The organism is Mycobacterium gallinarum (genome assembly GCF_010726765.1).
In the GTDB taxonomy this organism is placed as follows: Bacteria; Actinomycetota; Actinomycetes; order Mycobacteriales; family Mycobacteriaceae; genus Mycobacterium; species Mycobacterium gallinarum.
This window is the reverse complement of sequence record NZ_AP022601.1, coordinates 2,541,151-2,566,981: the sequence shown is the minus strand read 5'-3', so window position 1 is coordinate 2,566,981 and position 25,831 is coordinate 2,541,151. Positions and strand designations below refer to the sequence as shown.

The 25,831-nt window shown below is 66.0% G+C and carries 18 protein-coding genes and 2 tRNA genes; 12 read left to right on the top strand and 8 right to left on the bottom strand.

What is annotated here, in order from left to right; all coding sequences use genetic code 11:
* The first annotated feature begins 271 nt into the window (after positions 1 to 271).
* Genes G6N42_RS12400 through G6N42_RS12390 form a run of 3 tightly spaced genes read left to right on the top strand, consistent with a single transcriptional unit; the run spans position 272 to position 11,376 of the window.
* Positions 272 to 9,565, top strand: coding sequence for a type I polyketide synthase (locus tag G6N42_RS12400; protein ID WP_163729858.1), 9,294 nt, complete (start codon positions 272 to 274; stop codon positions 9,563 to 9,565).
* A gap of 15 nt (positions 9,566 to 9,580) precedes the next feature.
* Positions 9,581 to 9,976, top strand: a complete 396-nt coding sequence (gene acpS, locus G6N42_RS12395; protein ID WP_163729857.1) for a holo-ACP synthase AcpS — start codon at positions 9,581 to 9,583, stop codon at positions 9,974 to 9,976.
* Between the two features lie 53 nt (positions 9,977 to 10,029).
* On the top strand, positions 10,030 to 11,376 hold the full coding sequence (locus G6N42_RS12390) for a dipeptidase (RefSeq protein ID WP_163729856.1): 1,347 nt from the start codon (positions 10,030 to 10,032) through the stop codon (positions 11,374 to 11,376).
* On the opposite strand, the gene bcp is transcribed toward G6N42_RS12390, so the two are convergent.
* The gene (gene bcp, locus G6N42_RS12385) at positions 11,353 to 11,826 is read right to left on the bottom strand and encodes a thioredoxin-dependent thiol peroxidase (protein WP_163729855.1); all 474 of its coding nucleotides are present in this window, start codon (positions 11,824 to 11,826) and stop codon (positions 11,353 to 11,355) included. The genes G6N42_RS12390 and bcp overlap by 24 nt on opposite strands.
* Positions 11,827 to 11,939: 113 nt before the next feature.
* Between bcp and G6N42_RS12380 the strand changes: the two genes are divergently transcribed.
* A complete protein-coding gene (locus tag G6N42_RS12380) occupies positions 11,940 to 12,164 on the top strand; it encodes a DUF3618 domain-containing protein (protein WP_163729854.1) in 225 nt (74 codons plus the stop codon).
* 11 nt (positions 12,165 to 12,175) lie between these two features.
* On the opposite strand, the gene G6N42_RS30950 is transcribed toward G6N42_RS12380, so the two are convergent.
* Positions 12,176 to 12,346: a hypothetical protein gene (locus G6N42_RS30950; protein ID WP_174262065.1), complete on the bottom strand. Its 171-nt coding sequence runs from the start codon at positions 12,344 to 12,346 to the stop codon at positions 12,176 to 12,178.
* Between the two features lie 481 nt (positions 12,347 to 12,827).
* Between G6N42_RS30950 and G6N42_RS12375 the strand changes: the two genes are divergently transcribed.
* Positions 12,828 to 14,159 carry a PP2C family protein-serine/threonine phosphatase gene (locus G6N42_RS12375; RefSeq protein WP_163729853.1) on the top strand — a complete coding sequence of 444 codons (1,332 nt, stop codon included), beginning with the start codon at positions 12,828 to 12,830 and terminating at the stop codon, positions 14,157 to 14,159.
* Positions 14,160 to 14,245: 86 nt separating this feature from the next.
* Here G6N42_RS12375 and G6N42_RS12370 read toward each other — a convergent pair.
* A tRNA-Lys gene (locus tag G6N42_RS12370) sits at positions 14,246 to 14,321 on the bottom strand.
* Between the two features lie 146 nt (positions 14,322 to 14,467).
* Here G6N42_RS12370 and G6N42_RS12365 point away from each other — a divergent pair.
* Positions 14,468 to 15,688 (top strand): L,D-transpeptidase, encoded by a 1,221-nt coding sequence (locus G6N42_RS12365; RefSeq protein ID WP_163729852.1) that lies wholly within the window; start codon positions 14,468 to 14,470, stop codon positions 15,686 to 15,688.
* A 46-nt stretch (positions 15,689 to 15,734) separates the two neighbouring features.
* On the opposite strand, the gene G6N42_RS12360 is transcribed toward G6N42_RS12365, so the two are convergent.
* Together G6N42_RS12360 and orn are read right to left on the bottom strand one after the other, a co-directional pair.
* Positions 15,735 to 15,807: transfer RNA gene (locus tag G6N42_RS12360), tRNA-His, on the bottom strand.
* Positions 15,808 to 15,838: 31 nt separating this feature from the next.
* Positions 15,839 to 16,486 (bottom strand): oligoribonuclease, encoded by a 648-nt coding sequence (orn, locus tag G6N42_RS12355; RefSeq protein WP_163729851.1) that lies wholly within the window; start codon positions 16,484 to 16,486, stop codon positions 15,839 to 15,841.
* Between the two features lie 26 nt (positions 16,487 to 16,512).
* On the opposite strand from orn, the gene G6N42_RS12350 reads away from it, so the two are divergent.
* A complete protein-coding gene (locus tag G6N42_RS12350) occupies positions 16,513 to 18,108 on the top strand; it encodes a helicase HerA-like domain-containing protein (RefSeq protein ID WP_163729850.1) in 1,596 nt (531 codons plus the stop codon).
* Here the strand turns inward: G6N42_RS12350 and cmrA are convergent.
* Complete coding sequence (gene cmrA / locus G6N42_RS12345) at positions 18,105 to 18,911, bottom strand: mycolate reductase (protein WP_163729849.1); 807 nt, start codon at positions 18,909 to 18,911, stop codon at positions 18,105 to 18,107. The two genes, G6N42_RS12350 and cmrA, sit on opposite strands and share 4 nt — an antisense overlap.
* Positions 18,912 to 18,936: 25 nt before the next feature.
* Here cmrA and G6N42_RS12340 point away from each other — a divergent pair, with 25 nt between their 5' ends.
* The gene (locus G6N42_RS12340) at positions 18,937 to 20,256 is read left to right on the top strand and encodes an MFS transporter (protein ID WP_163729848.1); all 1,320 of its coding nucleotides are present in this window, start codon (positions 18,937 to 18,939) and stop codon (positions 20,254 to 20,256) included.
* Here G6N42_RS12340 and G6N42_RS12335 read toward each other — a convergent pair.
* Positions 20,253 to 21,041, bottom strand: coding sequence for an MmpS family transport accessory protein (locus G6N42_RS12335; RefSeq protein ID WP_163729847.1), 789 nt, complete (start codon positions 21,039 to 21,041; stop codon positions 20,253 to 20,255). The two genes, G6N42_RS12340 and G6N42_RS12335, sit on opposite strands and share 4 nt — an antisense overlap.
* Positions 21,042 to 21,168: 127 nt before the next feature.
* Between G6N42_RS12335 and G6N42_RS12330 the strand changes: the two genes are divergently transcribed.
* The 3 genes from G6N42_RS12330 to G6N42_RS30945 all read left to right on the top strand — a co-directional run bounded on the left by G6N42_RS12330 (position 21,169) and on the right by G6N42_RS30945 (position 23,548).
* Complete coding sequence (locus tag G6N42_RS12330) at positions 21,169 to 23,046, top strand: alpha/beta hydrolase family protein (RefSeq protein WP_163729846.1); 1,878 nt, start codon at positions 21,169 to 21,171, stop codon at positions 23,044 to 23,046.
* Between the two features lie 97 nt (positions 23,047 to 23,143).
* A complete protein-coding gene (locus tag G6N42_RS12325) occupies positions 23,144 to 23,353 on the top strand; it encodes a hypothetical protein (protein WP_083125781.1) in 210 nt (69 codons plus the stop codon).
* Between the two features lie 39 nt (positions 23,354 to 23,392).
* Positions 23,393 to 23,548: a DUF6131 family protein gene (locus tag G6N42_RS30945; RefSeq protein WP_099038799.1), complete on the top strand. Its 156-nt coding sequence runs from the start codon at positions 23,393 to 23,395 to the stop codon at positions 23,546 to 23,548.
* Here the strand turns inward: G6N42_RS30945 and G6N42_RS12320 are convergent.
* Positions 23,545 to 24,180: an SACE_7040 family transcriptional regulator gene (locus tag G6N42_RS12320; protein WP_163729845.1), complete on the bottom strand. Its 636-nt coding sequence runs from the start codon at positions 24,178 to 24,180 to the stop codon at positions 23,545 to 23,547. The genes G6N42_RS30945 and G6N42_RS12320 overlap by 4 nt on opposite strands.
* 96 nt (positions 24,181 to 24,276) lie before the next feature.
* Between G6N42_RS12320 and G6N42_RS12315 the strand changes: the two genes are divergently transcribed.
* Positions 24,277 to 25,827 (top strand): carboxyl transferase domain-containing protein, encoded by a 1,551-nt coding sequence (locus tag G6N42_RS12315; RefSeq protein WP_163729844.1) that lies wholly within the window; start codon positions 24,277 to 24,279, stop codon positions 25,825 to 25,827.
* Positions 25,828 to 25,831 lie beyond the last annotated feature (4 nt).

The following is a 25,831-nucleotide window of genomic DNA, read 5'->3' as shown; positions in this document are numbered from 1 at the left end:
TGAGGCCGGTTGGAGGGCGCGCGTTATCTCAGAGACGGTTACCCGTGCGTAGAACTCGCTAGTAACCATTTCGGGCGCGAAAATGGTGTCGTCTCTTATGACACTCTTAGCACGGCTGGGATGTCCGCTGGACCGGATGAACAAGTCGGGATTCGACGCCGAATCGCATGGTCCCCGCAGGGGAGCGCGGGCCAGTCAGCTTCTAGCGACGCCACAGCCACCACAGACGACGAGCGATACGCGCAGATAGCACCGAGGGAGAAATAAAGACGTGACGATCAACGAGCAGCACCGGGTGCCGGCAGAGTCAACCACCGAGCGCCCGGGGGCCCGCCCCTCCGCGCATGCGCTCGTCGATCGGTTGAACGCCGGTGAGCCCTACGCCGTCGCGTTCGGTGGGCAGGGCGCCGCGTGGCTGGAGAACCTCGAAGAACTGGTCAGCTCGGCTGGCATCGAGTCCGAGCTCAGTGAAGTCGTGGGCGAGGCCGAGCTGCTGCTGCAGCCCGTCGCCCGCGAGCTGGTGGTCGTGCGGCCGATCGGCTTCGAGCCGATGCAGTGGGTGCGGGCCCTGGCCGCCGAGGAGTCGCTGCCCGCCACCAAACAACTCGTCACCGCGGCGATCTCGGGCCCCGGCATCCTGCTTGCCCAAATGGCCGCCATCCGCGCGCTCACCAGGCAGGGCCTGGATCTGTACAACACCCCGCCGGTCGCGATGGCGGGCCACTCGCAGGGCATCATGGCCTGCGAATCGCTGCGGGCGAAGGGCACCAAGGACGCCGAGCTGCTGGCTCTGCTGCAACTGATCGGCGCCGCCGGTTCGTTGATGTCCCGACGACGGGGCATGGTCGGTCGCGGCAACAAGACGCCGATGGTGTCGGTGACCAACGTCGACCCCGACCGCATGCGTGAGCTGCTCGAGGAATTCAGTACGGATGTCCGCACCGTGCTTCCGCCGGTGCTGTCGATTCGCAACGGCAGGCGCTCCGTGGTGATCACCGGGACGCCGGAGCAACTGGGTCGATTCGAGCTCTACTGCAGCAAGATCACCGAACGGGAAGAGGCCGAGCGCAAGAACAAGCTGCGCGGCGGAGCGGTGTTCGCACCCGAATTCCACGGAGTGCAGGTCGAGGTCGGCTTCCATACCCCGCGCCTCGCCGACGGCGTCGCGGTCGTCGAGGGCTGGGCCGAGAGGTGCGGTATCGACGCCGCGATGGCGCACGAGATGACCGAGGCGATCTTCGTCCGTCCCATCGACTGGGTGGCCGAGATCGAGCGGCTGCACGAGTCGGGCGCCAAATGGATCGTCGACCTGGGCCCGGCCGATACCGTGACTCGCCTGACCGCGCCCGTCATCCGGGGATTGGGCGTCGGAATCGTTCCCGCCGCCACCCGCGCCGGTCAGCGCAACCTGTTCACCGTCGGCGCCGAGCCCGAGGTGCTGCCCCCGTGGTCCAGCTTCGCGCCGACCACGGTGGAGCTGCCCGACGGCTCCGTGAAGCTGTCCACCAAGTTCACCCGCCTGACCGGCCGGTCGCCGATCCTGCTGGCGGGTATGACGCCCACGACCGTCGACGCCAAGATCGTCGCCGCGGCCGCCAACGCCGGCCACTGGGCCGAGCTGGCCGGTGGCGGTCAGGTCACCGAGGAGATCTTCTCCGACCGCATCGCCGAGCTCACCAACCTGCTCGAGCCGGGCCGCGCCGTGCAGTTCAACACGCTGTTCCTGGATCCCTACCTGTGGAAGCTGCAGGTCGGCGGCAAGCGGTTGGTGCAGAGAGCGCGTCAGTCCGGCGCTCCCATCGACGGCGTTGTGGTCAGCGCGGGCATTCCCGATCTCGAGGAAGCCGTCGAGCTGATTGACGAGCTGAATACCGTCGGCATCAGCCACGTCGTGTTCAAGCCGGGCACGGTCGGCCAGATCAAGTCGGTCATCAACATCGCCGCCGAGGTCCCCGGGAAGGACGTCATCGTCCACATCGAGGGCGGACGCGCAGGTGGTCATCACTCGTGGGAGGACCTCGACGACCTGCTGCTGGCGACCTATGCGGATCTGCGCAAACTGTCCAACATCACCATCTGCGTCGGCGGTGGCATCGGGACGCCCGAACGAGCGGCCGACTACCTTTCGGGCGCATGGGCCAAGGCCTACGGCTTCCCCGAGATGCCGGTCGACGGAATTCTCGTCGGTACCGCGGCCATGGCGACCCTGGAGGCCACCACCTCGCCGGCCGTCAAGCAGATGCTGGTCGAGACGACCGGCACCGATCACTGGATCAGCGCCGGAAAAGCCAACGGCGGCATGGCTTCCAGCCGTAGCCAGCTGGGCGCGGACATTCACGAGATCGACAACGCCGCCTCTCGGTGCGGCAGGCTGCTCGACGAGGTCGCCGGCGACGCGGATGCCGTGGCGGCCCGTCGTGACGAGCTGATCGCGGCGATGGCCAACACGGCCAAGCCCTACTTCGGCGACGTCAGCGGCATGACCTACCTGCAGTGGCTGAACCGTTACGTCGAGCTGGCGATCGGTGACGGCGACAGCACCGCCGACACCGCAACGCCGGGCAGCCCGTGGATCGCCGACACATGGCGGGACCGGTTCGCCGACATGCTCAAGCGAGTCGAGGCGCGACTTCATCCGCAGGACTCCGGCCCGATCGAGACTCTCTTCGCGGATACCGCCGAAGGCCAAGCGCTGCTTGAGGATCCGCAGACCGCGATCGATCGGCTGCTGCAGCGCTACCCGGATGCCGGGACCCTGAAGCTGCACCCCGCCGATGTGCCGTTCTTCATCACGCTGTGTAAGACGCCGGGCAAGCCCGTCAACTTCGTGCCGGTCATCGACAAGGACGTACGCCGCTGGTGGCGCAGCGACTCGTTGTGGCAGGCCCACGACGCGCGCTACACCGCCGACGAGGTGTGCATCATCCCCGGCACGCAGGCGGTCGCCGGGATCACGCGGGTCGACGAGCCGGTCGGCGAACTGCTGGACCGCTTCGAGCAGGCGTCGATCGACGCGCTGGTCGCCTCGGGCGCCGAGCCGACGCCGGTGGTGTCGCGCCGCCAGGCCCGCGAGGACGTCACCGGTGCCCTCGCGGTCGTACTCGATTCGCCCGACGTGCTGTGGGCAGGCCGTACCGCCATCAATCCGGTACACCGCATCGGCGCATCGGATGAGTGGCAGGCCAACGAAAACCGCAGTGCCACACACCCGTCCACCGGCGCACGGCTCGAGCTGAACGCCGACGGCCCGAATGCCGGGACTGTCACCCTGAGTGTCCCGCTGAGCGACATCTGGATCGACATCCGCTTCACTCTCCCGTCCTGCACCGTCAACGGCGGCATGCCGGTCGTGACCGTCGAGGACGCGTCGAAAGCGATGCGTTCTGTCCTTGCGATCGCCGCAGGTGTCGATGGCCCCGACGCGCTGCCACCGGTGCACGACAACACCGCATCGGTCACCGTCGAATGGGATCCGGAGGAGGTCGCCGACCACACCGGCGTCACCGCGACCTTCGGGGCGCCGTTGGCGCCGGGTCTCACGCTGGTGCCGGACGCACTCGTAGGCCATTGTTGGCCCGCGGTTTTCGCAGCGATCGGAGCCGCGGTCACGGACGACGGAATCCCCGTTATCGAGGGTCTGCTGAGCCTGGTGCACCTGGACCACGCTGCGCACCTGCTCGTTCCGATGCCGAAGACGACGGCCCAATTGACGGTCACAGCAACGAGTTCGGCCGCCTTCGACACCGAGTACGGACGCGTTGTCCCGGTGAGAGTCGACGTCACCGATGCCGACGGCACCACCCTGGCGAAACTCGAAGAGCGGTTCGCGATCCGCGGTCGCACGGGCGCCGTCGAACTCAGCGACCCGCCGCGCGCCGGCGGTGCGATCACCGACAACGCGACCGAGACGCCGCGTCGCCGCCGTCGTGACGTCACCGTCGCCGCGCCGACCGACATGCGCGCCTTCGCGGTGGTGTCCGGGGACCACAACCCGATCCACACCGACCGGGCGGCCGCGCTGCTGGCCGGCCTGAAATCGCCGATCGTGCACGGGATGTGGCTCTCGGCCGCCGCGCAGCACGTTGTGGCCGCCACCGACGGCAAGGCCGCCCCGCCGGCTCGTGTGGTCGGCTGGACGTCGCGATTCCTCGGCATGGTGCTGCCCGGTGACGACATCGACTTCCGCGTCGACCGTGTCGGAATCGACCGTGGCGCAGAGATCGTCGAGGTCGCCGCGCGCGTCAACAACGAGCTTGTGATGTCGGCCACGGCGCAACTGGCCGCCCCGAAGACGGTCTATGCGTTCCCGGGCCAGGGCATCCAGCACAAAGGCATGGGCATGGAGGTTCGCTCCCGGTCCAAGGCCGCGCGCAAGGTGTGGGACACCGCCGACAAGTTCACCCGCGAGACCTTGGGCTTCTCGGTGCTGCACGTCGTGCGCGACAACCCGACCAGCCTGATCGCCAGCGGTGTGCATTACAGCCACCCCGACGGCGTGCTGTTCCTGACGCAGTTCACCCAGGTCGCCATGGCGACGGTGGCGGCCGCCCAGGTCGCCGAGATGCGTGAGCAGGGTGCGTTCGTCGAGGGTGCGCTGGCGTGCGGGCACTCCGTCGGCGAGTACACCGCCCTGGCCTGTGTCAGCGGTGTCTACGAGCTGGAGGCACTGCTGGAGGTGGTGTTCCACCGTGGCAGCAAGATGCACGACATCGTTCCTCGCGACCACCTGGGCCGGTCCAACTACCGGCTGGCTGCGATCCGGCCGTCGCAGATCGATCTCGACGACGACGACGTCCCCGGCTTCATCGAAGAGATCTCCGAGCGCACCGGTGAATTCCTGCAGATCGTGAACTTCAACCTGCGTGGCTCGCAGTACGCGATCGCCGGGACGGTGCGCGGGCTCGAGGTGCTCGAGGAAGAGGTCGAGAAGCGTCGCGAGATCAGCGGCGGTAAGCGCTCGTTCATCCTGGTGCCCGGTATCGACGTGCCGTTCCACTCGTCCGTGCTGCGGGTCGGCGTCGCCGACTTCCGCCGCTCGCTCGAGCGCGTCATGCCCCGCGGTGCGGATCCCGACCTGATCGTCGGCAAGTACATCCCCAACCTGGTGCCGCGGCCGTTCACCCTGGACAAGGACTTCATTCAGGAGATCCGCGATCTGGTGCCCGCCGAACCGCTCGACGAGATCCTTGCCGACTACGACACCTGGCGGAACGAGAAGCCGAGTGATCTGATGCGCAAGGTCGTGATCGAGCTGCTGGCATGGCAATTCGCCAGCCCGGTGCGCTGGATCGAGACTCAGGACCTGCTCTTCATCGAGGAGGCCGCGGGCGGTCTGGGCATCGAGCGGTTCGTGGAGATCGGTGTGAAATCCGCGCCGACCGTCGCGGGCCTGGCGACCAACACGCTCAAGCTCCCGGAGTACTCGCACAACACGACCGAGGTGCTGAACTCGGAGCGCGACGCCGCGGTGCTGTTCGCCACGGACACCGACCCCGAGCCGGATCTCGATGCGGACGACGGTGCCGACACGGCGCCCGCGCCCGTGGAGTCCGCCGCGCCGGTCGAGGCCGCACCCGCCCCCGCCGCCGCTGCCGTGTCGACGGGTGGGCCCAGCTCCAATGTCGCGCCTGCCGGCGCTCCGCGCCCCGACGATCTGGTCTACGACGCGGCCGACGCCACCACGGCGCTGATCGCGCTGTCGGCGAAGATGCGCATCGATCAGATCGAGCCGCTGGACTCCATCGAGTCGATCACCGACGGGGCGTCGTCGCGGCGCAACCAGCTGCTCGTCGACCTCGGCTCGGAGTTGAATCTCGGTGCCATCGACGGTGCCGCAGATGCCGACCTCGCCGGGCTGAAGGGTCAGGTCACCAAGCTGGCCCGTACGTACAAGCCTTACGGCCCAGTGCTTTCCGACGCCATCAACGACCAGCTTCGTACGGTCCTCGGGCCGTCCGGCAAGCGGCCCGCTTACATCGCCGAGCGAGTCAAGAAGACTTGGGAGCTTGGTGACGGCTGGGTCAAGCACGTCACGGTCGAGGTGGCGCTGGGCACTCGCGAGGGTTCCAGCGTGCGCGGTGGTGAATTGGGCGGCTTGCACGCAGGCGCGCTTGCGGACGCGGCTTCCGTCGACAAAGTCATCGACGCCGCGGTGTCGGCGGTGGGTTCACGCCACGGTGTGGCCGTCACGCTGCCCGCGGCAGCCGGTGGCGGTGGCGGCGTCGTGGACTCCGCGGCACTCGGTGAGTTCGCCCAACAGGTGACCGGACCCAACGGTGTACTCGCTTCGGCGGCGCGCCTGATCCTGGGGCAGCTCGGCCTGGAGACGCCGGTCAGCGCGCCGGAAGCGACGGATGCGGAGCTCATCGATCTGGTAACTGCCGAATTGGGTTCGGATTGGCCACGTTTGGTCGCTCCGACATTCGACGGCCGCAAGGCAGTGGTGTTCGACGACCGCTGGGCCAGCGCACGTGAGGATCTGGCCAGGTTCTGGTTGTTGGACGAGGGCGAGATCGACGCCGACTGGCAGCGTCTTTCCGAGCGGTTCGAAGGCGCCGGCCACATCGTCGGCACCCAGGCCACCTGGTGGCAGGGCAAGGCGCTGGCGGCGGGCCGCAACATTCACGCGTCGCTGTACGGCCGCGCGGCCGCAGGCGCGGAGAACCCGGGCAAGGGGCGCTACACCGACGAGGTCGCGGTGGTGACCGGTGCATCGAAGGGCTCCATCGCGGCATCCGTAGTGGCCCAACTCCTCGACGGCGGGGCGACGGTCATCGCGACCACGTCCAAGCTCGACGACACCCGGCTGGCGTTCTACCGCGATCTGTACCGGGACAACGCCAGGTTCGAAGCCAAGCTCTGGGTCGTGCCCGCCAACATGGCGTCCTACAGCGACATCGACGCGCTCGTCGAGTGGGTCGGTACGGAACAGACTGAAAGCCTTGGGCCGAAGTCCATTCACCTCAAGGATGCGCTGACACCAACGCTTCTGTTCCCATTCGCGGCGCCGCGGGTGGCCGGCGACCTGTCGGACGCGGGATCGCGCGCCGAGATGGAGATGAAGGTCTTGCTGTGGGCCGTTCAGCGGCTGATCGGCGGGCTGTCGCACGTCGGCGCGGAACGCGACATCGCGGCGCGGATGCACGTGGTGCTGCCGGGCTCGCCCAACCGCGGGATGTTCGGCGGTGATGGTGCCTACGGTGAATCCAAGTCCGCGCTCGACGCGTTGGTCACCCGGTGGAAGGCCGAGTCGTCGTGGGCACAGCGGGTTTCGCTGGCGCACGCGCTGATTGGCTGGACCAAGGGCACCGGACTGATGGGTCACAACGACGCCATCGTCGACGCCGTCGAAGAAGCCGGAGTGACGACATATACCACCGACGAGATGGCGAAGATGTTGCTCGATCTGTGCGACATCGAGTCGAAGGTGGCCGCTGCACGCGAGCCGCTACAGGCGGACCTGACCGGCGGATTGGCCGAGGTCGAGCTGGACCTGGCCGAGTTGGCCGCCAACGCGCGCGACCAGCAGGCGGCCGGCGGAGCCGAGAGCGACGACGCCGACGGCAACGATGCCGGCACGATCCGCGCGCTGCCATCCCCGCCGCGTGGCTACCGGGCTGCGCCGCCGCCGGAATGGGACAACCTCGATGTCGACCCCGCCGATCTGGTGGTGATCGTCGGCGGCGCCGAGCTCGGACCCTATGGTTCGTCACGCACCCGCCTCGAGATGGAGGTCGACAACGAGCTGTCGGCGGCCGGCGTGCTGGAGCTCGCGTGGACCACGGGCCTGGTCAAGTGGGAGGACGATCCCACCCCGGGTTGGTACGACGTCCAGACCGGCGATTTGGTCGACGAGGGCGAGCTGGTGGAGCGTTATCACGACGCGGTGATCGAGCGGGTCGGCATCCGCGAGTTCGTCGACGACGGTGCGATCGATCCGGATCACGCTTCACCGATCATGGTTTCGGTCTTCCTCGACAAGGACTTCACGTTCGTCGTGTCGTCGGAGGCCGAGGCCCGGCCGTTCGTGGAATTCGATCCGGAGCACACGGTCATCGCGCCGGTGCCGGACAGCAGTGATTGGCAGGTGACCCGCAAGGCGGGCACCGAGATTCGCGTGCCGCGCAAGACGAAGCTGTCCCGCACGGTGGGCGCGCAGATCCCGACGGGCTTCGATCCGATGGTGTACGGCGTCCCCGCGGACATGGTGTCGTCGATCGACCGGTTGGCGCTGTGGAACCTCGTCACGACCGTCGATGCCTTCCTGTCCGCGGGTTTCACTCCTACCGAGCTGATGCGCTGGGTCCACCCCAGCCTGGTGGCCAGCACGCAGGGCACCGGCATGGGTGGAATGACGTCGATGCAGACCATGTACCACGGCAACTTGCTCGGCCGGAACAAGCCGAACGACATTTTGCAGGAGGTTCTGCCGAATGTCATTGCAGGACATGTGGTTCAGTCCTACATCGGCAGTTACGGCTCGATGATCCACCCGGTGGGCGCATGCGCCACCGCGGCGATCTCGGTCGAAGAAGGTGTGGACAAGATCCGCCTCGGTAAGGCCGAGTTCGTGGTGGCTGGCGGTTACGACGACCTGACGCTGGAAGCCATCATCGGATTCGGTGACATGTCGGCCACAGCCGACACCGAGATGATGCGGGCCAAGGGCATCAGCGACTCGAAGTTCTCGCGCGCCAACGACCGTCGCCGGCTCGGGTTCGTCGAGGGACAGGGCGGCGGAACGATCCTGCTCGCCCGCGGTGACCTGGCGCTGAAGATGGGTCTGCCGGTGTTGTCCGTCGTGGCCTACGTGTCGTCCTTCGGTGACGGTGTGCACACGTCGATCCCCGCTCCGGGGCTCGGTGCGCTGGCAGCTGGTCGTGGCGGCAAGGGATCGCAGTTGGCACGTTCGCTGGCGAAGCTGGGTGTGGGTGCCGACGACATCGCAGTGGTGTCCAAGCACGACACCTCGACTCTGGCCAACGATCCGAACGAAACCGAGTTGCACGAGCGTCTTGCGGATTCGATGGGCCGGTCGGCCGGTGCGCCACTTTTCGTGGTGTCACAGAAGAGCCTGACCGGTCACTCGAAGGGTGGTGCCGCGGCGTTCCAAATGATGGGGTTGTGCCAGATCCTGCGCGACGGCGTCATTCCGCCGAACCGCAGCCTGGACTGCGTCGACGAAGAAATGTCCGGAGCCGGACACCTCGTCTGGCTGCGCGACAGCCTCAAGTTCGGCGACAAGTTCCCGTTGAAGGCCGGTCTGATCACCAGCCTCGGCTTCGGACACGTGTCCGGACTGGTGGCGCTGGTGCACCCGCAGGCGTTCATCGCGGCGCTGAGTCCTGATCAGCGTGAGGACTACAAGCGTAGGGCTGAGGCACGCGTGCTGGCCGGACAGCTGCGACTGGCGTCGGCGATCGCGGGTGGACGGCCGCTGTACGAGAAGCCTGCCGACCGGCGATTCGGTGGAGACGTCGCGGAGAAGCGGCAGGAAGCAGCAATGCTTCTGGACGAGTCTTCGCGCCTCGGTGAGGACGATGTGTACCTGCTCTCAGGGCAGTGAGATAGGTTCTTGCGCATGGCGGTAGTCGGTGTGGGGATCGATCTCGTCTCCATCCCCGACTTCGCCGAACAGGTCGACCAGCCGGGAACGGTGTTCGCCGAGACGTTCACGCCCGGCGAGCGGCGTGACGCCGCCGACAAGAGCTCGTCGGCGGCGCGGCATCTGGCGGCGCGCTGGGCGGCCAAGGAGGCGGTGATCAAGGCGTGGTCGGGGTCGAGGTTCGCCAAGCGGCCGATGCTGCCGGAGGGCATTCACCGCGACATCGAGGTCGTCACCGACATGTGGGGCCGACCCAAGGTGCGCCTCACCGGCGCAATCGGTGAACACCTGAAGGACGTGGTCATTCACGTGTCGATGACCCACGAGGGCGATACGGCGGCGGCGGTCGTCATATTGGAGTCGCAACCCTAACGGGCCAATCTGCGTTTGCTCACCAAGGATTGGCGACCAGCTAGCCTCGAAGGGTGAGCGATCTCGTGCAGCGGGTGCGCGACGTGTTGCCGTCGGTGCGCCGCGACTTGGAAGACCTCGTGCGTATCGAATCGGTGTGGGCCGATCCGGCCCGTCGTGGTGAAGTACAGCGCAGCGCCGATGCAGTGGTAAAGCTGTTGTCGGACGCGGGCTTCAAGAATGTGCAGATCGTCAGCGAGGGCGGCGCCCCCGCCGTCATCGCCAGGCATCCGGCGCCGCCGGGTGCGCCCACCGTGCTGCTCTATGCCCACCACGACGTTCAGCCCGAGGGTGACCACACACAGTGGAACTCGCCACCGTTCGAGCCCACCGAGCGCGACGGACGCCTCTACGGACGCGGCACGGCCGACGACAAGGCCGGCATCGCAACGCATCTGGCGGCCTTCCGGGCCCACGGTGGCAACCCGCCCGTCGGTGTCACGGTATTCGTCGAGGGGGAGGAGGAGTCGGGATCGCCGTCGCTGTCCCGACTGCTGGCCGCACACCGTGAGGCGCTGGCGTCCGACGTGATCGTCATCGCCGACTCCGACAACTGGAGCACCGACGTGCCTTCGTTGACGGTGTCGCTGCGGGGTCTGGCCGACTGTGTCGTCGAGGTCGCGACGTTGGATCACGGCCTGCACTCGGGTTTGTGGGGTGGCGTCGCCCCCGATGCGTTGACGGTGCTGGTGCGACTGCTGGCCAGTCTGCACGACGATGAGGGAAATGTGGCCGTCGAGGGATTGCACGAAGCTGCCGCTGCGGACGTCGACTATCCGCCGGAGCGGGTCCGCGCGGAAACGGGGCTCTTAGACGGGGTCCGCGAAATCGGTTCCGGGTCGGCGCCGCAACGACTTTGGGCCAAGCCCGCGATCACGGTGATCGGTATCGACACCACGCCGATCGACAAGGCGTCGAACACGTTGATTCCGCGGGCGCGGGCGAAGGTCAGCATGCGCGTCGCGCCGGGCGGCGACGCGGGGGAGCACCTCGCGGCCCTGACCCGTCACTTGGAGCGGAACGCGCCGTGGGGTGCGCAGGTGACCGTCACCCCCGGCGACGTCGGCCAGCCGTACGCCATCGACGCCACCGGAGCCGTCTACGACGCCGCCCGCGCGGCGTTCCGGCAGGCGTGGGGCGCCGAGCCCGTCGACACCGGAATCGGTGGCTCTATTCCGTTCATCGCCGAGTTCGCCGAGGCGTTCCCGTCGGCCAAGATCCTGGTGACCGGCGTGGAAGACCCTGCGACACAGGCGCACAGCGTCAACGAGAGCCTGCACCTGGGAGTCCTGGAGCGGGCCGCGATCGCCGAGGCGCTGCTGCTGGCGAACCTGGGGTCAGACGGACAGATCGCGACGTAGCTTGGCCACGTGACCGGTGGCGCGGACGTTGTACTGCGCCTCGGCGATCTTGCCCTTCTCGTCGACCACGAACGTCGAACGAATAACGCCCTGAACGGTTTTGCCGTACATCATCTTCTCGCCGTAGGCGCCCCACGCTGTGAGAACCTCGCGGTCGGGGTCGGACAGCAGCGGAAAGGTCAGCTTTTCCTTGTCACGGAACTTGGCCAGCTTCTCGGGTTTGTCGGGAGAGATGCCGATCACGTCGAGTCCGGCCCCGTTGAGTTCGCCGAGGCTGTCGCGGAAGTCGCACGCTTGCTTGGTGCAGCCCGGCGTGGAGGCAGCGGGGTAGAAGTACACGATGACCTTGCGCCCCTTGTAGTCGGAGAGCTTGACGGTCTTGCCGTCGGCGTCAGGCAGGCTGAACGCGGGGGCTTTGTCGCCCACCTCGAGTCGCGGAGTCTGTGACACGTGAGCGGATCCCCTCTCATGGACCGGTGCACTTCGATTGATGCGAGCTGATCTAGGGTAGTTGCGCAAGGCACCGGAGTTGGAGCAGGGCTTGACGCGTATGGGAGATGGATGTGGCGGACCGCGACCCCGACACCATCAAGCAGGAGATCGACCAGGCTCGCGACCAGCTGGCGCTGACGGTCGACTCCCTGGCTGAGCGTGCCAACCCACGTCGGCTGGCCGACGACCTCAAGGCTGGATTGGTGCAGTTCGTCAAGAAGCCGCCGGTGGCCATCTCGCTGGCAGGCGTGGGAACTGTGGTCATCGTGCTCGTCGTGCGCCGGATCAGGCGCTGAGGCGGCTCAGTTCAGCGCCGGCGGCCGGGGCGGAACAGTTCCGAGAACCACGAGCTCGGCGGATTGGCGACACGGCCGATACGGCTGCAGTTGTACACCGCAACCGGGCCCTGCCCAGTTACGTCGTCGTCGCCGTGCGCGCCGTGCGCACCAGCTGCGAACGCTGCGCCAATCTGCGCCATCAGCTAATTCCCTGTCCTTCGGTTTCGGCTGTCAACAGCGGGCCGCTGCCCTCGTCGTCAGCTAACGCGGACTCTAACATCATTGGCACTCTTTTGGCAGCTTGAACCGAGACAATCTGTGGAAAGAGTTACCTCCGCAACGATCATCGGCCCTGCGCAAGCCCGAGGATGACCGATTTTCTGTAACTTCCAGCACACATAGCGCTGGCAGGCTCGAAGCCGTGCTGGATATTTACGCAAACGAAAGCCGCAACCGTCCGAATGTGGTAATTGAAGGCGCCGGCGATAGCCTTCCGCGATACGCGGCGTCGATGTCCCCCCGGGATCGAGAGGCCTTCGACGGCTCGGCCCTAGCCGAAGCGGGGCGATACGGGAACACGCCTGCGGTATTTACGCCGTTTATGGGACATTGAACTGTTGACGGCGCCGGTCGCCGGTCACCCGCCGACTCACTCCATCGGTGGATCAGTGAAGGGGCGGCATGGAGGCTCAGACTTTCCCCGTCAGGTTCCCCGCGGAGAGCGGCGAATTCGACGACACCGCCTATGCCCGTGGGATGGCGCGGTTGGTGCAAGCGGTCCAGGAGCTCTCGCTGGCACGAAGCTTGTCGGAGGTGCAGGGCATTGTCCGTACCGCTGCTCGCGAACTCACCGGTTGCGACGGTGCGAGTTTCGTGTTGCGCGACGATGACAAGTGCTACTACGCCGACGAGGATGCGATCGCCCCGCTGTGGAAGGGGAGCCGGTTTCCCCTGGAGGCCTGTGTCAGCGGGTGGGCGATGCTCAACCGCGAATCGGCGGTGATCCCTGATATCTATCGCGATGCCCGCGTCCCCCACGAGGCGTACCGGCCCACATTCGTCAAGAGCCTGGTGATGGTTCCCATCCGCAAGCTCGACCCGATCGGGGCGATCGGCAACTACTGGGCGTGTGCGCGGCAGCCCTCCGAGCAGGAGGTCTCCCTACTGCAGGCCCTGGCAGATGCGACGTCGATCGCGATGGAAAACGTGCAGGTCTACTCCGAACTCGAACAACGGGTGCATGACCGGACAGTCGCGCTGGAGCGGGCCAACGACGAGATCCGCCAGAAGACCGGCCGCCTCACGGCGGGACTGGACAGCGCATCAGCCTATGTCTCGTCGATCCTGCCGGGTGAACTGGAAGGGCCGGTGCGAGTGTCCTCGCGCTACCTGCCGTCCCAGCAGCTTGGCGGGGACAGCTTCGACTACCGGTGGATCGATGACGATCATCTGATCGCCTATCTGATTGACGTCTCCGGGCACGGTATCGGCCCCGCACTGTTGTCGGTGTCGGTGCACAATCTGTTGCGCTCGGGCTCCCTGCCCTTGACGACACTGCTGGCCCCTGATCAGGTGCTGGCCGAACTCAACCAGCTCTTCGAGATGGACAAGCACGACGGGAACTACCTGACGATGTGGTTCGGGGTGTACGAATTGTCCTCGCGCACGCTTCGCTACGCCAGCGCGGGTGCCCCGCCGGCCATTGCCGTCGGTCCCGATGCCACCAGCACCGAGTTGTCCACCGCTGGAAAACCTCTCGGGATGTTCGACGATGCCGTCTACACCTCGCGCAGCTACGCCGTGCCGCCGGGCTGCCGCATCCTTCTCTACAGCGATGGCGCCTATGAGGATGCCTGCGTCGACGGGCACCCGTTGTCCCCGACGGATTTCAAAGACCTGTTCACCCGGCTGCACGAATCGTCCCTGGACGTCCTCGTCGAAACACTGCGGGGTCTCACGCCGTCGGGCACCTTCACCGACGACTGTTCACTCGTCCGACTGGAATCCGGCTGACGACGTCGGCGACGAGGTGAACGTGATGCCAGTGGACGGCGAGGCTGGTGCTGGGGTCTGCGCCGGAATCCCAACAGGGATTTTGCTGGTGCGCCGTCAGGGTTTCGAACCCCGGACCCGCTGATTAAGAGTCAGCTGCTCTACCAACTGAGCTAACGGCGCTGCGTGTGAGACGATAACAGGCCGCGCGGCGCGCGCGAAATCGTTACTCGCCCGCCGCTGGAGAGCGACGCTGTCGTCGCGCCTCGGGTCGTCGGTGCCCTTAGACTATTCCCAGAGATTCTTCTATTCGTGAGGTGGAGCAAACAATGTGGCAGGTCAGGTCCGTGGCCGGTCCGCGTCGCAATCGTCGATGGCTGACCGTCATCGCGCTCATTCCCGCGATCGTGCTTGGGCTGTCGGCGTGCAGTAGCAATTCCGCGCCGCCGCAGCCTCAGGTCATCGCCGACAAGGGCACGCCGTTCGGCGACCTGCTCATTCCCAAGCTGGCCACGACGGTCAAGGACGGGGACGTGGGGGTGAGCGCCGCGTCGCCGGTGACCGTCGGGGCGGAGGACGGCGTGCTCGGCGCGGTCTCCATGGTCAACGAGGACGGCGAGCCCGTGCAGGGCAAGCTGAGCAAGGACGGCCTCCAGTGGGCTACCACCGAGCCCCTCGGTTACAACAAGCGCTACACGCTGACCGCTGAGGCGCTCGGCCTGGGCGGTGCCACCTCTCGGCAGATGACATTCGAGACGCACTCGCCGGAGAACCTCACGATGGCCTATGTGGTGCCCAGCGAGGGCGAGGTCGTCGGCATCGGTCAGCCGGTCGCCGTCCAGTTCGACGAGAACATCCCGAACCGCCTGGCTGCCCAGCAGGCCATCAAGATCACGACCACGCCGCCCGTCGAAGGCGCCTTCTATTGGCTGAACAATCGCGAAGTACGTTGGCGGCCCGCGAATTACTGGAAGCCGGGCACCAAAGTCGAGGTGGCGGTCAACACCTACGGCGTCGACCTGGGCGACGGCCTGTTCGGCCAAGAGAACATCACCACGCACTTCTCCATCGGCGACGAGGTGATCACCCGCATCGACGACAGCACCAAGACGATGACGGTGACGCGCAACGGCGAGGTCATCAAGACCATGCCCGTCTCGATGGGCAAGAACAGCACGCCGACCAACAACGGCACCTACATCGTCGGTGACCGCCGCTCCCACATGGTGATGGATTCGTCGACCTACGGCGTGCCGACGAACTCACCCAACGGCTACCGCACCGAGGTCGACTGGGCCACCCAGATCTCCTATAGCGGCATTTATGTGCACGCCGCACCGTGGTCGGTGGGTAGCCAGGGCTACAGCAATGTCAGCCACGGGTGCATCAACGTGAGCACGAGCAACGGGCAGTGGTTCTACGACAACTCCAAGCGCGGCGACATCGTGGAGATAAATAACACAGTCGGCTCGATCCTTCCGGGCACCGACGGCCTGGGCGACTGGAACATTCCGTGGAGCCAATGGAAGTCGGGCAACGCGAGCGTCTGATCGTACAAAAAAGTCAGGGAGCGGATTCCGCTCCCTGACTTGTTTGGGTGGCTGACGGGACTCGAACCCGCGACAGCCAGGATCACAACCTGGTGCTCTACCAACTGAACTACAGCCACCATCGCCGCAGCATCTGCGGCGTCGTCGATACTAGCCGCTCGGGCGCTCTGCAGCCGAATCGATATCCGCAGAGTCGCCGTTCGGCGGGCCTAGCTGACCGGCGATCGCGGCGATATCACTGGTCGAGGGCCCGGGCGGGGCGACGAAGGCCGTCTGACGGTAGTACTTGAGCTCGCGGATCGACTCGTGGATGTCGGCCAGGGCGCGGTGGGCCAGACCCTTTTCGGGCTGGCCGAAGTAGATCCGGGGATACCAGCGCCGGCACAGTTCCTTGATCGAGCTGACGTCGATCATGCGGTAGTGCAGGAAGTCGTCGAGCTTGGGCATGTCCCGCGCGATGAACCCACGATCGGTGGCGATCGAGTTGCCGGCCAACGGAGCCGTCTTAGCCTGTTTGACGTGCGTGCGGATGTAGTCGAGGACGAGTTCTTCGGCGGCCGCCATGTCGACCGTGGACGCCCGCACCTCCTCGGTCAGGCCCGATCGGGCGTGCATATCCCTGACCACATCGATCATCGACGCCAGCGCCTCATCGTCGGCGTGGATGACGACGTCTATGCCTTCGCCCAGGATGTTGAGGTCGGCGTCGGTCACCAGCGCCGCGATCTCGATGAGCCGGTCGGTCCCCAAGTCGAGGCCGGTCATCTCGCAGTCGATCCACACGAGTTCGTCACGCACAGCGCTCAACAGTACTGTTTGCGACCATGACCAACGCGTCGAGCGTCAATGCAGCCCAGCAAATCGCCGCCGGTTATGCGTTCGAGGGCCCGGCCCTGGAGTTGGGCACGGTCGTCGTCGACGGTCTCTGCGACCCGACGGCGCGGGTCCGCATTCCGTTGGCCACCGTCAATCGGCACGGCCTCGTCGCGGGCGCTACCGGTACGGGTAAGACGAAATCGCTGCAGGTGATGGCCGAGCAGTTGTCCGCGGCCGGTGTGCCCTGCCTGATGGCTGACATCAAGGGCGACCTGTCGGGACTGTGCGCGCTCGGCGAGCCGAACGACAAGACCGAGCAGCGCGCCACGGACACCGGCGACGACTGGACGCCCACCGCCCATCCGGTGGAGTTCTTGTCGCTCGGCACCGGCGGAATCGGCGTGCCGGTGCGAGCGACCATCTCTAGTTTCGGCCCGATTCTTTTGTCAAAAGTGTTGGGGCTCAACCAAACCCAGGAGTCCACGCTGGGGTTGATCTTTCACTGGGCCGACCAGAAGGGCTTGCCGCTGCTAGACCTCAAGGATCTGCGTGCGGTGATCCAGTTCCTCACCGGCGACGACGGCAAGCCCGAACTGAAGGCACTCGGCGCGGTGTCCAAGACCACGGCCGGCGTCATCCTCCGGGCCCTGGTCAACCTCGAGGCCGACGGTGGCGACACGTTCTTCGGTGAGCCCGAACTCGAGCCCGAGGACCTGATGCGCGTCGACGCGCAGGGCCGCGGCGTCATCACGCTGCTCGAGGTCGGTGAGCAGGCGGCGCGGCCGGTGATGTTCTCGACGTTCCTGATGTGGGTGCTCGCCGATCTCTTCACGACGCTGCCCGAGGTCGGTGATCTCGACAAGCCGAAGCTGGTGTTTTTCTTCGACGAGGCCCACCTGCTTTTCAGCGACGCGTCGAAGGCCTTTCTGGAACAGGTCGAGCAGACCGTCAAGTTGATCCGCTCCAAAGGTGTCGGGGTGTTCTTCTGCACCCAGCTGCCGACCGACGTGCCCAACGCGGTGCTTTCGCAGTTGGGGGCGCGGGTCCAGCATGCGCTGCGCGCCTTCACCCCCGATGACCAGAAGGCGTTGTCGAAGACGGTGCGGACTTACCCGAAAACTCAGGTCTACGACCTGGAGACGGCGTTGACGTCGCTGGGCATCGGCGAAGCGATCGTCACCGTGCTTTCGGAAAGCGGTGCACCGACACCGGTGGCGTGGACCAGGATGCGGGCCCCGCGCTCGCTGATGGACACCATCGGGTCCGAGGCGATCGGTGCGGCCGCCAAGGCCAGCCCGCTGCAGGCCGAGTACGGCCAGACGATCGACCGCGACTCGGCCTATGAGCGGCTGTCGGCCAGGATGGCGCCGCCAGAACCGCCCGCGCCGGCGGCCGAACCGCAGCTGCCGCCGCCGCTCCCGGTCGATGTCGGGGGAGCGACGGCCTCAGGCGAGGTGAAGAGCCGGGGGACTGCCGAACCCGGAATGCTCGAGAAGGTGATGGACAGTCCGGCGTTCAAGAGTGCGATGCGCTCGGCGGGCACGGTGATCGGCCGCGAGATCACGCGCAGCATTTTCGGCACGGGCCGTCGCCGCAGGCGCTAGCCGCCGCCGAGCTTCTTGTAGACGGCGCCGACGATCGGCGTCACGATCGCCCGCGGTGTGTAGCCAGCGCCGACCGACATCGCCTTGCTGGTGATACCGGGAACGATGCGCATCTTGTTGCGCTCCAAGCCATCCAGCGACAGCTTGGCGGTGTACTCGGTGGAGATCCACAAGAAGTCCGGGATCAGCTTCTCCACGAGCGACTGTTCGGTCTCCGACGGAAGCGTTTCGCGCACCGGTCCGGGAGCGAGCAGCGTGACGTGCACGCCGTCGCGCTTGAGTTCACCGCGCAGCGACTCACTGAACGTATTGACGAACGCTTTGCTCGCCGCATAGGTCGCGTTGTTCGGTATCGGCGAATTGCCTGCGGCGGAACCGGAGATCAAGATGCCGCCGGCCTTGCGCGCCACCATTCCCGGCAATACCGCGAGCACAAGGTCGTGCACCCCAAGGACATTGAGTTGCACCTGGGCCTGCTCACCATCGGCGGGCAGGGAAGCGACGGGTCCGAACGTCGCGGTACCGGCGTTCGCGCACAGGATCGAGATGTTACGGACGGCCAGCTCGTCACAGAACTTCCCGCGTTCGGCGGGATCGGCGAGGTCGACGGGACGCACCTCGACCGTCACGCCGTACTGGCCGCTGATCCGGTCGGCCAGCGTCCGCAGGACGTCTTCTCGGCGGGCGGTGATGATCAGGTGGTGCCCGCGCGCGGCGAGTTCGAGGGCCAGAGCTTCGCCGATATTCTGCGACGCTCCGGTGACGACGGCGCGGGCATCTTCGCTGGGAGCGGGTACTGGCATGGGCCGGACTATATCGTGGGGCCCCATGAGCGAACTGACGTCGTCCGCGCCGACGGTGCGACGGTCGCAGATCCTCTCCTGGGCGGTATGGGACTTCGGTTCGACGGGGCTGAACGCGGTCGTGGTCACCTTCGTGTTCTCGATCTACCTCACCAACGCCGTTGGTGACGGACTGCCCGGCGAAATCAGCGCGACGAGCTGGCTCGGGTGGGCGCTGGGCGCTGCCGGCCTGGCCGTCGCACTGCTGGCCCCCCTCACCGGCGTGTGGGTCGAAACGCCGTGGCGGCGACGACGCGCGCTGGCCGCCCTCAGCGTGATGTCGGTCGTGTCCACCGTGGCGATGAGCGTGGTCCGCGAGGACTGGCGCTACTTGGCGCTGGGTCTTTTCCTGGTGGCCGCCACCTCGGCGTGCAACGACCTGGCGAGCGTGCCGTACAACGCCATGCTGCGCCAGCTGTCCACTCCCCGCACCTCGGGTCAGATCTCGGGATTCGGTATCGGCTTGGGCTATTTCGGCAGTGTCGTCTTGCTCTTGGTGGTCTATTTCGGATTCGTCTCCGGCGACGGTGATCACACCGGTCTGTTGAATCTGCCCAGCGCCGACGGCCAGAACGTCCGCGCCGCCATGATCTTCACCGCGGTCTGGTTCGCCCTGCTCGCGCTGCCGGTTCTCATCCTGGTCCCCAGCCCGAAACCAGACATCGAGGTGCCGGTCGAGGCAAGCGGCTTCTTCAGTGGATACCGAAAACTGTGGACCGAAATCCGCAGCGAATGGCACAGGGATCATCACGTCGTCTACTACCTGATCGCCAGCGCCGTGTTCCGTGACGGACTCACCGGCGTATTCGCCTTCGGCGCAGTGCTCGGAGTCAAGGTGTACGGCGTCTCCTCGGCCGACGTGCTGTTGTTCGGGGTGAGTGCCAGCATCATCGCCGCCATCGGCGCGATCATCGGGGGCTACCTCGACGACAAGATCGGCGCCAAGCCGGTGATCGTGGGCTCGCTGGCGTCGATGATCGTGGTCGGTCTCATCCTGATGACGCTGTCGGGTGTCCTGGCGTTCTGGATCTGCGGACTGTTGCTGTGCTTGTTCATCGGGCCGACGCTCTCGGCCGCCCGGACGCTGATGCTGCGCATGTCGGCCGAGGGTAAAGAGGGCGTCGCCTTCGGCCTGTACACCACGACCGGCCGGGCGGTGTCCTATCTGGCTCCGGTGTTGTTCTCGACGTTCATCGCCATCTTCGGTACCGACCGAGCGGGCATCGGCGGCCTCGTCGTGGTGCTCTTGGCGGGGATGCTGGCGATGCTGGTGGTGAAGACGCCGGGCCGGGTGCAGGCAACCTAGCCGGTTGGGGCGCAGATCGTCAGGCCGGCACCCGTGCGCTGCTCGAGGGTGACGCCGTTGACCGAGATCGAGCAGGTCACTTCGCGCCCGACGTTGATGATGCTGATGCTCGCGGAAGCGTCTGCAGGTTCGGCCAATTGGACTTCCTTGCTCCACGGCAGCATGACGTTGAACTCCGTCTGCAGCAGTCCGCCGTTGTCGACATAGGTGATGTTGATGGCCCGGCCGTCACCGGTGACGTTGTAGACCACGGTCTCGGTGGGGCCGGCTGGGGTGGTGCCGGTGGTGGTGGGCACGGTGGGCAGGGTCGGGGGTGGGGTCACCGGAGCCGAGGGCGTGCGCGACGTTGTCGTCGACGGGGTTCGGGTCGGCGTGGTGCGCTCGGTGAGCGACGGCGGCGGCGCGACGACGGTCTCCTGACGGGAGCTGTTGTCGTAGACGACGACCAATGCGATCACCAGGCCGATGACGGTCAGTACCGCCGCCGTGGCCAGCACCCACAGCCAGCGGGGTGACTTCGGCTCGTCCGGCGGTTGTCCGGCGCCGTCGGGCGGATACTGCCCACCGTATTGGTCGTACCGGCCGGTTGAGTAGGGGTCGTAGCCGTACGGCAACTGCTCGGTCGGGGGCGGCGCTGAGGGGGCCTGATAGGTGGGGCCGTACGGGGCCTGGCTCGCATATGCGGGATCGGGGCCCTGATAGCCGCCGTCCAGCGGCTGCGTCGGGTTGGGTCCGTAGTTGGCGCCCGACTGCTCATCACGTCCGCGGTGTGGTGAATCGGTCATGCCCACCTCATGGCTGCGAGGGTACCTGTGCAGGCGCTCAGGCTGCCCTCGCGGCAAAGGTTCGGTCCGTCCGCACTGTCGCGATCACCACGTTTACCGCCCGCGACCTCGGTTTACTCTGGTTCCGATGGCTGAGCAGGTTCGTCGCGTCTACGGGGCATCGATGTCGCCGGACGCCACCGCGTTCGCGCACATAGTCGACGACGGCGGATACCCGCGCGCCGTGCAGCGGTTCTTGCGCGGCTGGCGGGCGAGTTCCTCTCGTGACGTCGAATTGCCTGTCGACGGTCCGGTGAATCGGGTCATCCATTCCGCGGACGGATATTGGCTCGCGTGTGAGGTGGCACCCGAGGGCGGGTCTCGAAGCCAGATCTGGGTGGTGACAACCGATCCCGACGACCGCGACGCTCGCCGCATCGACAACTGGCCCGCCGGAGCCGCCGAAGGCAACGCGGAACTGATCGGTTGGGACGGTACCCGGGTCGCGGCGATCCTGACGGGTGACGACGGTGTCGGCAGCTCGTGCCTGATCGACCCGGCCGACGGGATCACCGTGGTGCTCGACCGGCGGTCGGGCGGCAGGCTGGTCGACGCGTGGGCGGGGTCCGCACTCGTGCGCGTCGGACCACGCGGCTACCGCGACCTCATCATGTTGCGCGGGTCTACCGAAATCGCTTTGCTGCCCTACGATCCCGGTTCCACCACCGACAACGGAATCATCCTCGATGACCACGTTCCGCGCCGCCTGCGAGCTGGTCTGGAGGGCGACTCTTACGAGCTGTATCAGCCGTCGACCGCGACCGGGCTCACCGGCACAGAGGGGTATGTGCGTGCGCTGATCCGCAGCGAGAACGGCGCCGAACACGCCCGGCTGCTCGAAGTCACCACCACCGAAGACGGGGTGTCGTATCAGGTCATCGCGGAGCGGCCGGGATACGAACTCGACGAGTTCACCGTCAGCGACGACTTGTCCACCGTGGCCATACTGTGGAATATCAACGGCGCCAGCGAATTACAGATCCTGGAACTCGCTGACTACACGGCATACCCGCCGATTCCGCTGCCCGGGATGGTGGCCAGTGAGCTAAGTATCAGCGCCGGCGGGTCGATGCTGGCGATGACGGTCGAAAGCCCCTCGATGCCTGCGACTGTCGAACTGGTCGATCCCCGTACTCGCGAGTGGGAGCCGGTCGACCGTGAGCCGAGTCTCGGTCCGGTGTCAGCCGATCCGACGCTGGAGACCATCACGGCGCGTGACGGTCTGACGTTCACCGGATGGCTGTTCCGGCCACCCGACGGGATCACGCCGATCGGCGCGATGTTGTTCCTGCACGGCGGGCCCGAAGGTCAGGGCAGGCCCGGCTACAACGAGTTCTTCCCACCCCTGCTCGAAGCCGGCATTTCGGTGTTCCTGCCGAACGTGCGCGGATCCGGAGGGTTCGGACGTTCCTTCATGCATGCCGACGACAGAGAGAAGCGATTCGCGGCCATCGACGATGTCGCGGATGCGGTCAACTTCCTGGCCGAGAACGGTCACGCGCATCCCGATCGCATCGCGTGCTGCGGTTGGTCATACGGCGGCTATCTGACGCAGGCTGCGCTTACCTTCCATCCCGAATTGTTTGCCGCGGGCATCAGCATTTGCGGTATGAGCGATTTGAACACGTGGTACCGCAGCACCGAGCCGTGGATCGCCGCTGCCGCCTATCCGAAGTACGGCCATCCTGTCAGCGACCGCGACCTGCTCGAGGAATTGTCACCGCTGCAGCGGGTGGATGCGATGACCGCACCCCTGCTTCTCGTCCACGGCGCCAACGACACCAACGTCCCCCCGGACGAGTCGCTGCAGATGTACACCGCATTAAAAGCGCTCGGGCGCACCGCCGAACACCTGGTATTCCATGACGACGGCCACGAGATCGACAAGCGGGAAAACCGCGCCGTACTGGTCAAGGCCATGTGCGACTGGCTGTTCACAGCTTTCTCACCGCGCCGGGAACCGTAGCCGAATCGTTGCCATTCCCAGGTTTGGGAAATTTTCTGCCGGGTAAACACGCTGCGTGCGCGCCGATTTGGGGCGCAATTAGAGATGGAGGCGCAGCATGCGAGGTGGTGGGCTACTCGGAGTTCTAGTGCTCATCTGGTTGCTGATCGGCGCGTTTGCGGCCTATCAGCGCGGTTACTTTGAAACTGGCGCAACCAACTGCGCGACTGCGGGGAGTATCGCACTCACGGTCGTCGTCGGCCCGCTGAACTACGCGGGAGTCAATCCGAAGGTGGCGGACTGCAATATCCCGGAGCCCAGTCAATAGTCCACTAGCAGTTGATAATTCAAAAGAAATGGAGTCACGATGATTATCCTCGGAATCATCCTCGCCGTACTCGGTTACATCCTCGGCATCAGCGTTTTGACGACAATCGGTGTCATCCTGGTCGTTATCGGAGCCGTCTTCTGGATTCTCGGGTCCGTCGGACGTCCCGTCGGTGGCCGTAGAGCCTGGTACTAACCGCTCACGGTCTCCGCGGCCGAGGTCAGCGCAGCAACCGTCATCGCTCGAAGGACGGCACGCTCGCTGGCCTCGGCCCTTTTTGTGGCACTTGGTTTCACCGAATGTGGGGTCGAATTCAGCAGTCCGAACGTCGCGTGCGCCATCAGCCGGGCATCGTCTTCCCGGAGAGACTTATTCAACTGCCGCAACACATCGACCCAAATCTCGACATACTGCCGCTGGGCCTTTCGGACCTGACGTTTGGCGTTCGGCGGCAGGTTGGGAAGGTCACGATCCTGGATGCGGATCAGATCCGATTCGCCGAGTGCGAAGTCCAGGTGAAAGTCGACCAGCCCATCGAGCGCGGACCGCGCGTCGTCAGCCCGCGCGACGACCTCGGTCGCGCCGGCCAGCAGGCGTGTGCTGATTCCCACCAGCAATTCGACGAGCAGCGCTTCTTTGTTGGGGAAGTGGCGGTAGATCGCCGGTCCGCTGACGCCGGCAGCGGCGCCGATGTCCTCCAGACGCACGGCAAGATATCCCCGTTCGGCGACCAGTCGTTCAGCCGCTGCGATCAGTTGCGATCGGCGGTCCGATTTGGCCTTGCTGCGGCGCGTCGCGGCCAGATCAGGCACCGAAGTGGAGGCCATCGACACACTCCAAACGCGCTGGTGGACATTTCGGTTAATCGTGACTAACATACCACGAGTTAGTCGTCATTAACTCAACTGAACGGGTTTTCTGCGATGACAACGCGGATCTCGCATCGCGAGGAGCACCTCGAGCTGGTGGGTCAATTGCGCGCCAAGCTCGCCGCTGCGGCGCTCGGTGGCCCCGAACGTGCCCGCGAGCGCCACGTCAGCCGCGGCAAGCTGCTACCGCGTGACCGCGTCGACGGGCTCCTCGACCCGGGCAGCCCTTTTCTCGAGCTGACACCGCTGGCCGCCGACGGCATGTACGACGACGAATGCCCCGGCGCGGGCATGATCGCCGGCATCGGACGCGTCTCAGGGCGCGAATGTGTGGTCATCGCGAACGATGCGACCGTCAAGGGCGGGACCTACTATCCGATCACCGTCAAAAAGCACCTGCGCGCTCAAGAGGTAGCCGGACAGAACAGGCTGCCGTGCATCTACCTGGTTGACTCGGGCGGGGCGTTCCTGCCGCGCCAGGACGAGGTGTTCCCCGACCGCGAGCACTTCGGCCGCATCTTTTACAACCAGGCCAACCTGTCCGCCGCGGGCATCGCTCAGATCGCGGCGGTGCTCGGCTCGTGCACGGCCGGGGGCGCGTATGTGCCGGCCATGAGCGACGAGGCCGTGATCGTCCGCAATCAGGGCACTATCTTCCTCGGAGGCCCGCCGCTGGTGAAGGCGGCGACCGGCGAGATCGTCACCGCGGAAGAACTCGGCGGCGGCGATCTGCACTCCAAGACCTCCGGTGTCACAGACCATTTGGCGCACGACGACCGCGATGCTTTGCGGATTGTGCGGCGAATCGTCGGCACGCTGGGCCCGCGTGAGCCGCTGCCTTGGGATGTGAGGCCGACGGTGCACGCGGTCGCCGACCAGACCGAACTGTACGACGTGGTGTCCGTCGACTCGCGTGTGCCATACGACGTTCACGAGGTGATCACGCGCATCGTGGACGGCGGGGAGTTCGCCGAGTTCAAGGCCGAATACGGCAGCACGCTGGTGACCGGATTCGCGCACATCCACGGTCACCCGGTCGGCATCATCGCCAACAACGGGGTGCTGTTCAGCGAGTCGGCCCTCAAGGGTGCCCATTTCATCGAACTCTGCGACAAGCGCAACACACCACTGCTGTTCCTGCAGAACATCTCCGGCTTCATGGTGGGACGCGACTACGAGGCGGGGGGCATCGCCAAGCACGGCGCGAAGATGGTCACCGCGGTCGCCTGCGCAAGGGTGCCGAAACTGACCGTCGTGATCGGCGGTTCGTACGGCGCGGGCAACTACTCGATGTGCGGGCGCGCGTATTCACCCCGGTTCCTGTGGATGTGGCCGAATGCGAGGATCTCGGTGATGGGTGGTGAGCAGGCCGCCTCGGTGCTGGCGACGGTGCGTGGAGAGATGACTCCCGACGAGGAGGAGACGTTCAAGGCGCCCATCCGCCAGCAGTACGAGGATCAGGGCAACCCGTACTACTCGACGGCCCGGCTGTGGGACGACGGCGTCATCGATCCCGCTGACACCAGAACCGTTCTCGGCCTCGCACTTTCAGTGGTCGGACAGGCTCCACTCGAGCCCGTCTCCTACGGCGTTTTCCGGATGTGATCAC

What these genes read in the sequence shown, in the direction of transcription:
- acpS (WP_163729857.1), top strand. Translation starts at nt 9,581, where the DNA reads ATGGCGGTAGTCGGTGTGGGGATCGATCTCGTCTCCATCCCCGACTTC.
- G6N42_RS30950 (WP_174262065.1), bottom strand. Translation starts at nt 12,346, where the DNA reads ATGGCGCAGATTGGCGCAGCGTTCGCAGCTGGTGCGCACGGCGCGCAC.
- G6N42_RS12375 (WP_163729853.1), top strand. Translation starts at nt 12,828, where the DNA reads ATGGAGGCTCAGACTTTCCCCGTCAGGTTCCCCGCGGAGAGCGGCGAA.
- G6N42_RS12365 (WP_163729852.1), top strand. Translation starts at nt 14,468, where the DNA reads ATGTGGCAGGTCAGGTCCGTGGCCGGTCCGCGTCGCAATCGTCGATGG.
- G6N42_RS12350 (WP_163729850.1), top strand. Translation starts at nt 16,513, where the DNA reads ATGACCAACGCGTCGAGCGTCAATGCAGCCCAGCAAATCGCCGCCGGT.
- cmrA (WP_163729849.1), bottom strand. Translation starts at nt 18,911, where the DNA reads ATGCCAGTACCCGCTCCCAGCGAAGATGCCCGCGCCGTCGTCACCGGA.
- G6N42_RS12340 (WP_163729848.1), top strand. Translation starts at nt 18,937, where the DNA reads ATGAGCGAACTGACGTCGTCCGCGCCGACGGTGCGACGGTCGCAGATC.
- G6N42_RS12335 (WP_163729847.1), bottom strand. Translation starts at nt 21,041, where the DNA reads ATGACCGATTCACCACACCGCGGACGTGATGAGCAGTCGGGCGCCAAC.
- G6N42_RS12330 (WP_163729846.1), top strand. Translation starts at nt 21,169, where the DNA reads ATGGCTGAGCAGGTTCGTCGCGTCTACGGGGCATCGATGTCGCCGGAC.
- G6N42_RS12325 (WP_083125781.1), top strand. Translation starts at nt 23,144, where the DNA reads ATGCGAGGTGGTGGGCTACTCGGAGTTCTAGTGCTCATCTGGTTGCTG.
- G6N42_RS30945 (WP_099038799.1), top strand. Translation starts at nt 23,393, where the DNA reads ATGATTATCCTCGGAATCATCCTCGCCGTACTCGGTTACATCCTCGGC.
- G6N42_RS12320 (WP_163729845.1), bottom strand. Translation starts at nt 24,180, where the DNA reads ATGGCCTCCACTTCGGTGCCTGATCTGGCCGCGACGCGCCGCAGCAAG.
- G6N42_RS12315 (WP_163729844.1), top strand. Translation starts at nt 24,277, where the DNA reads ATGACAACGCGGATCTCGCATCGCGAGGAGCACCTCGAGCTGGTGGGT.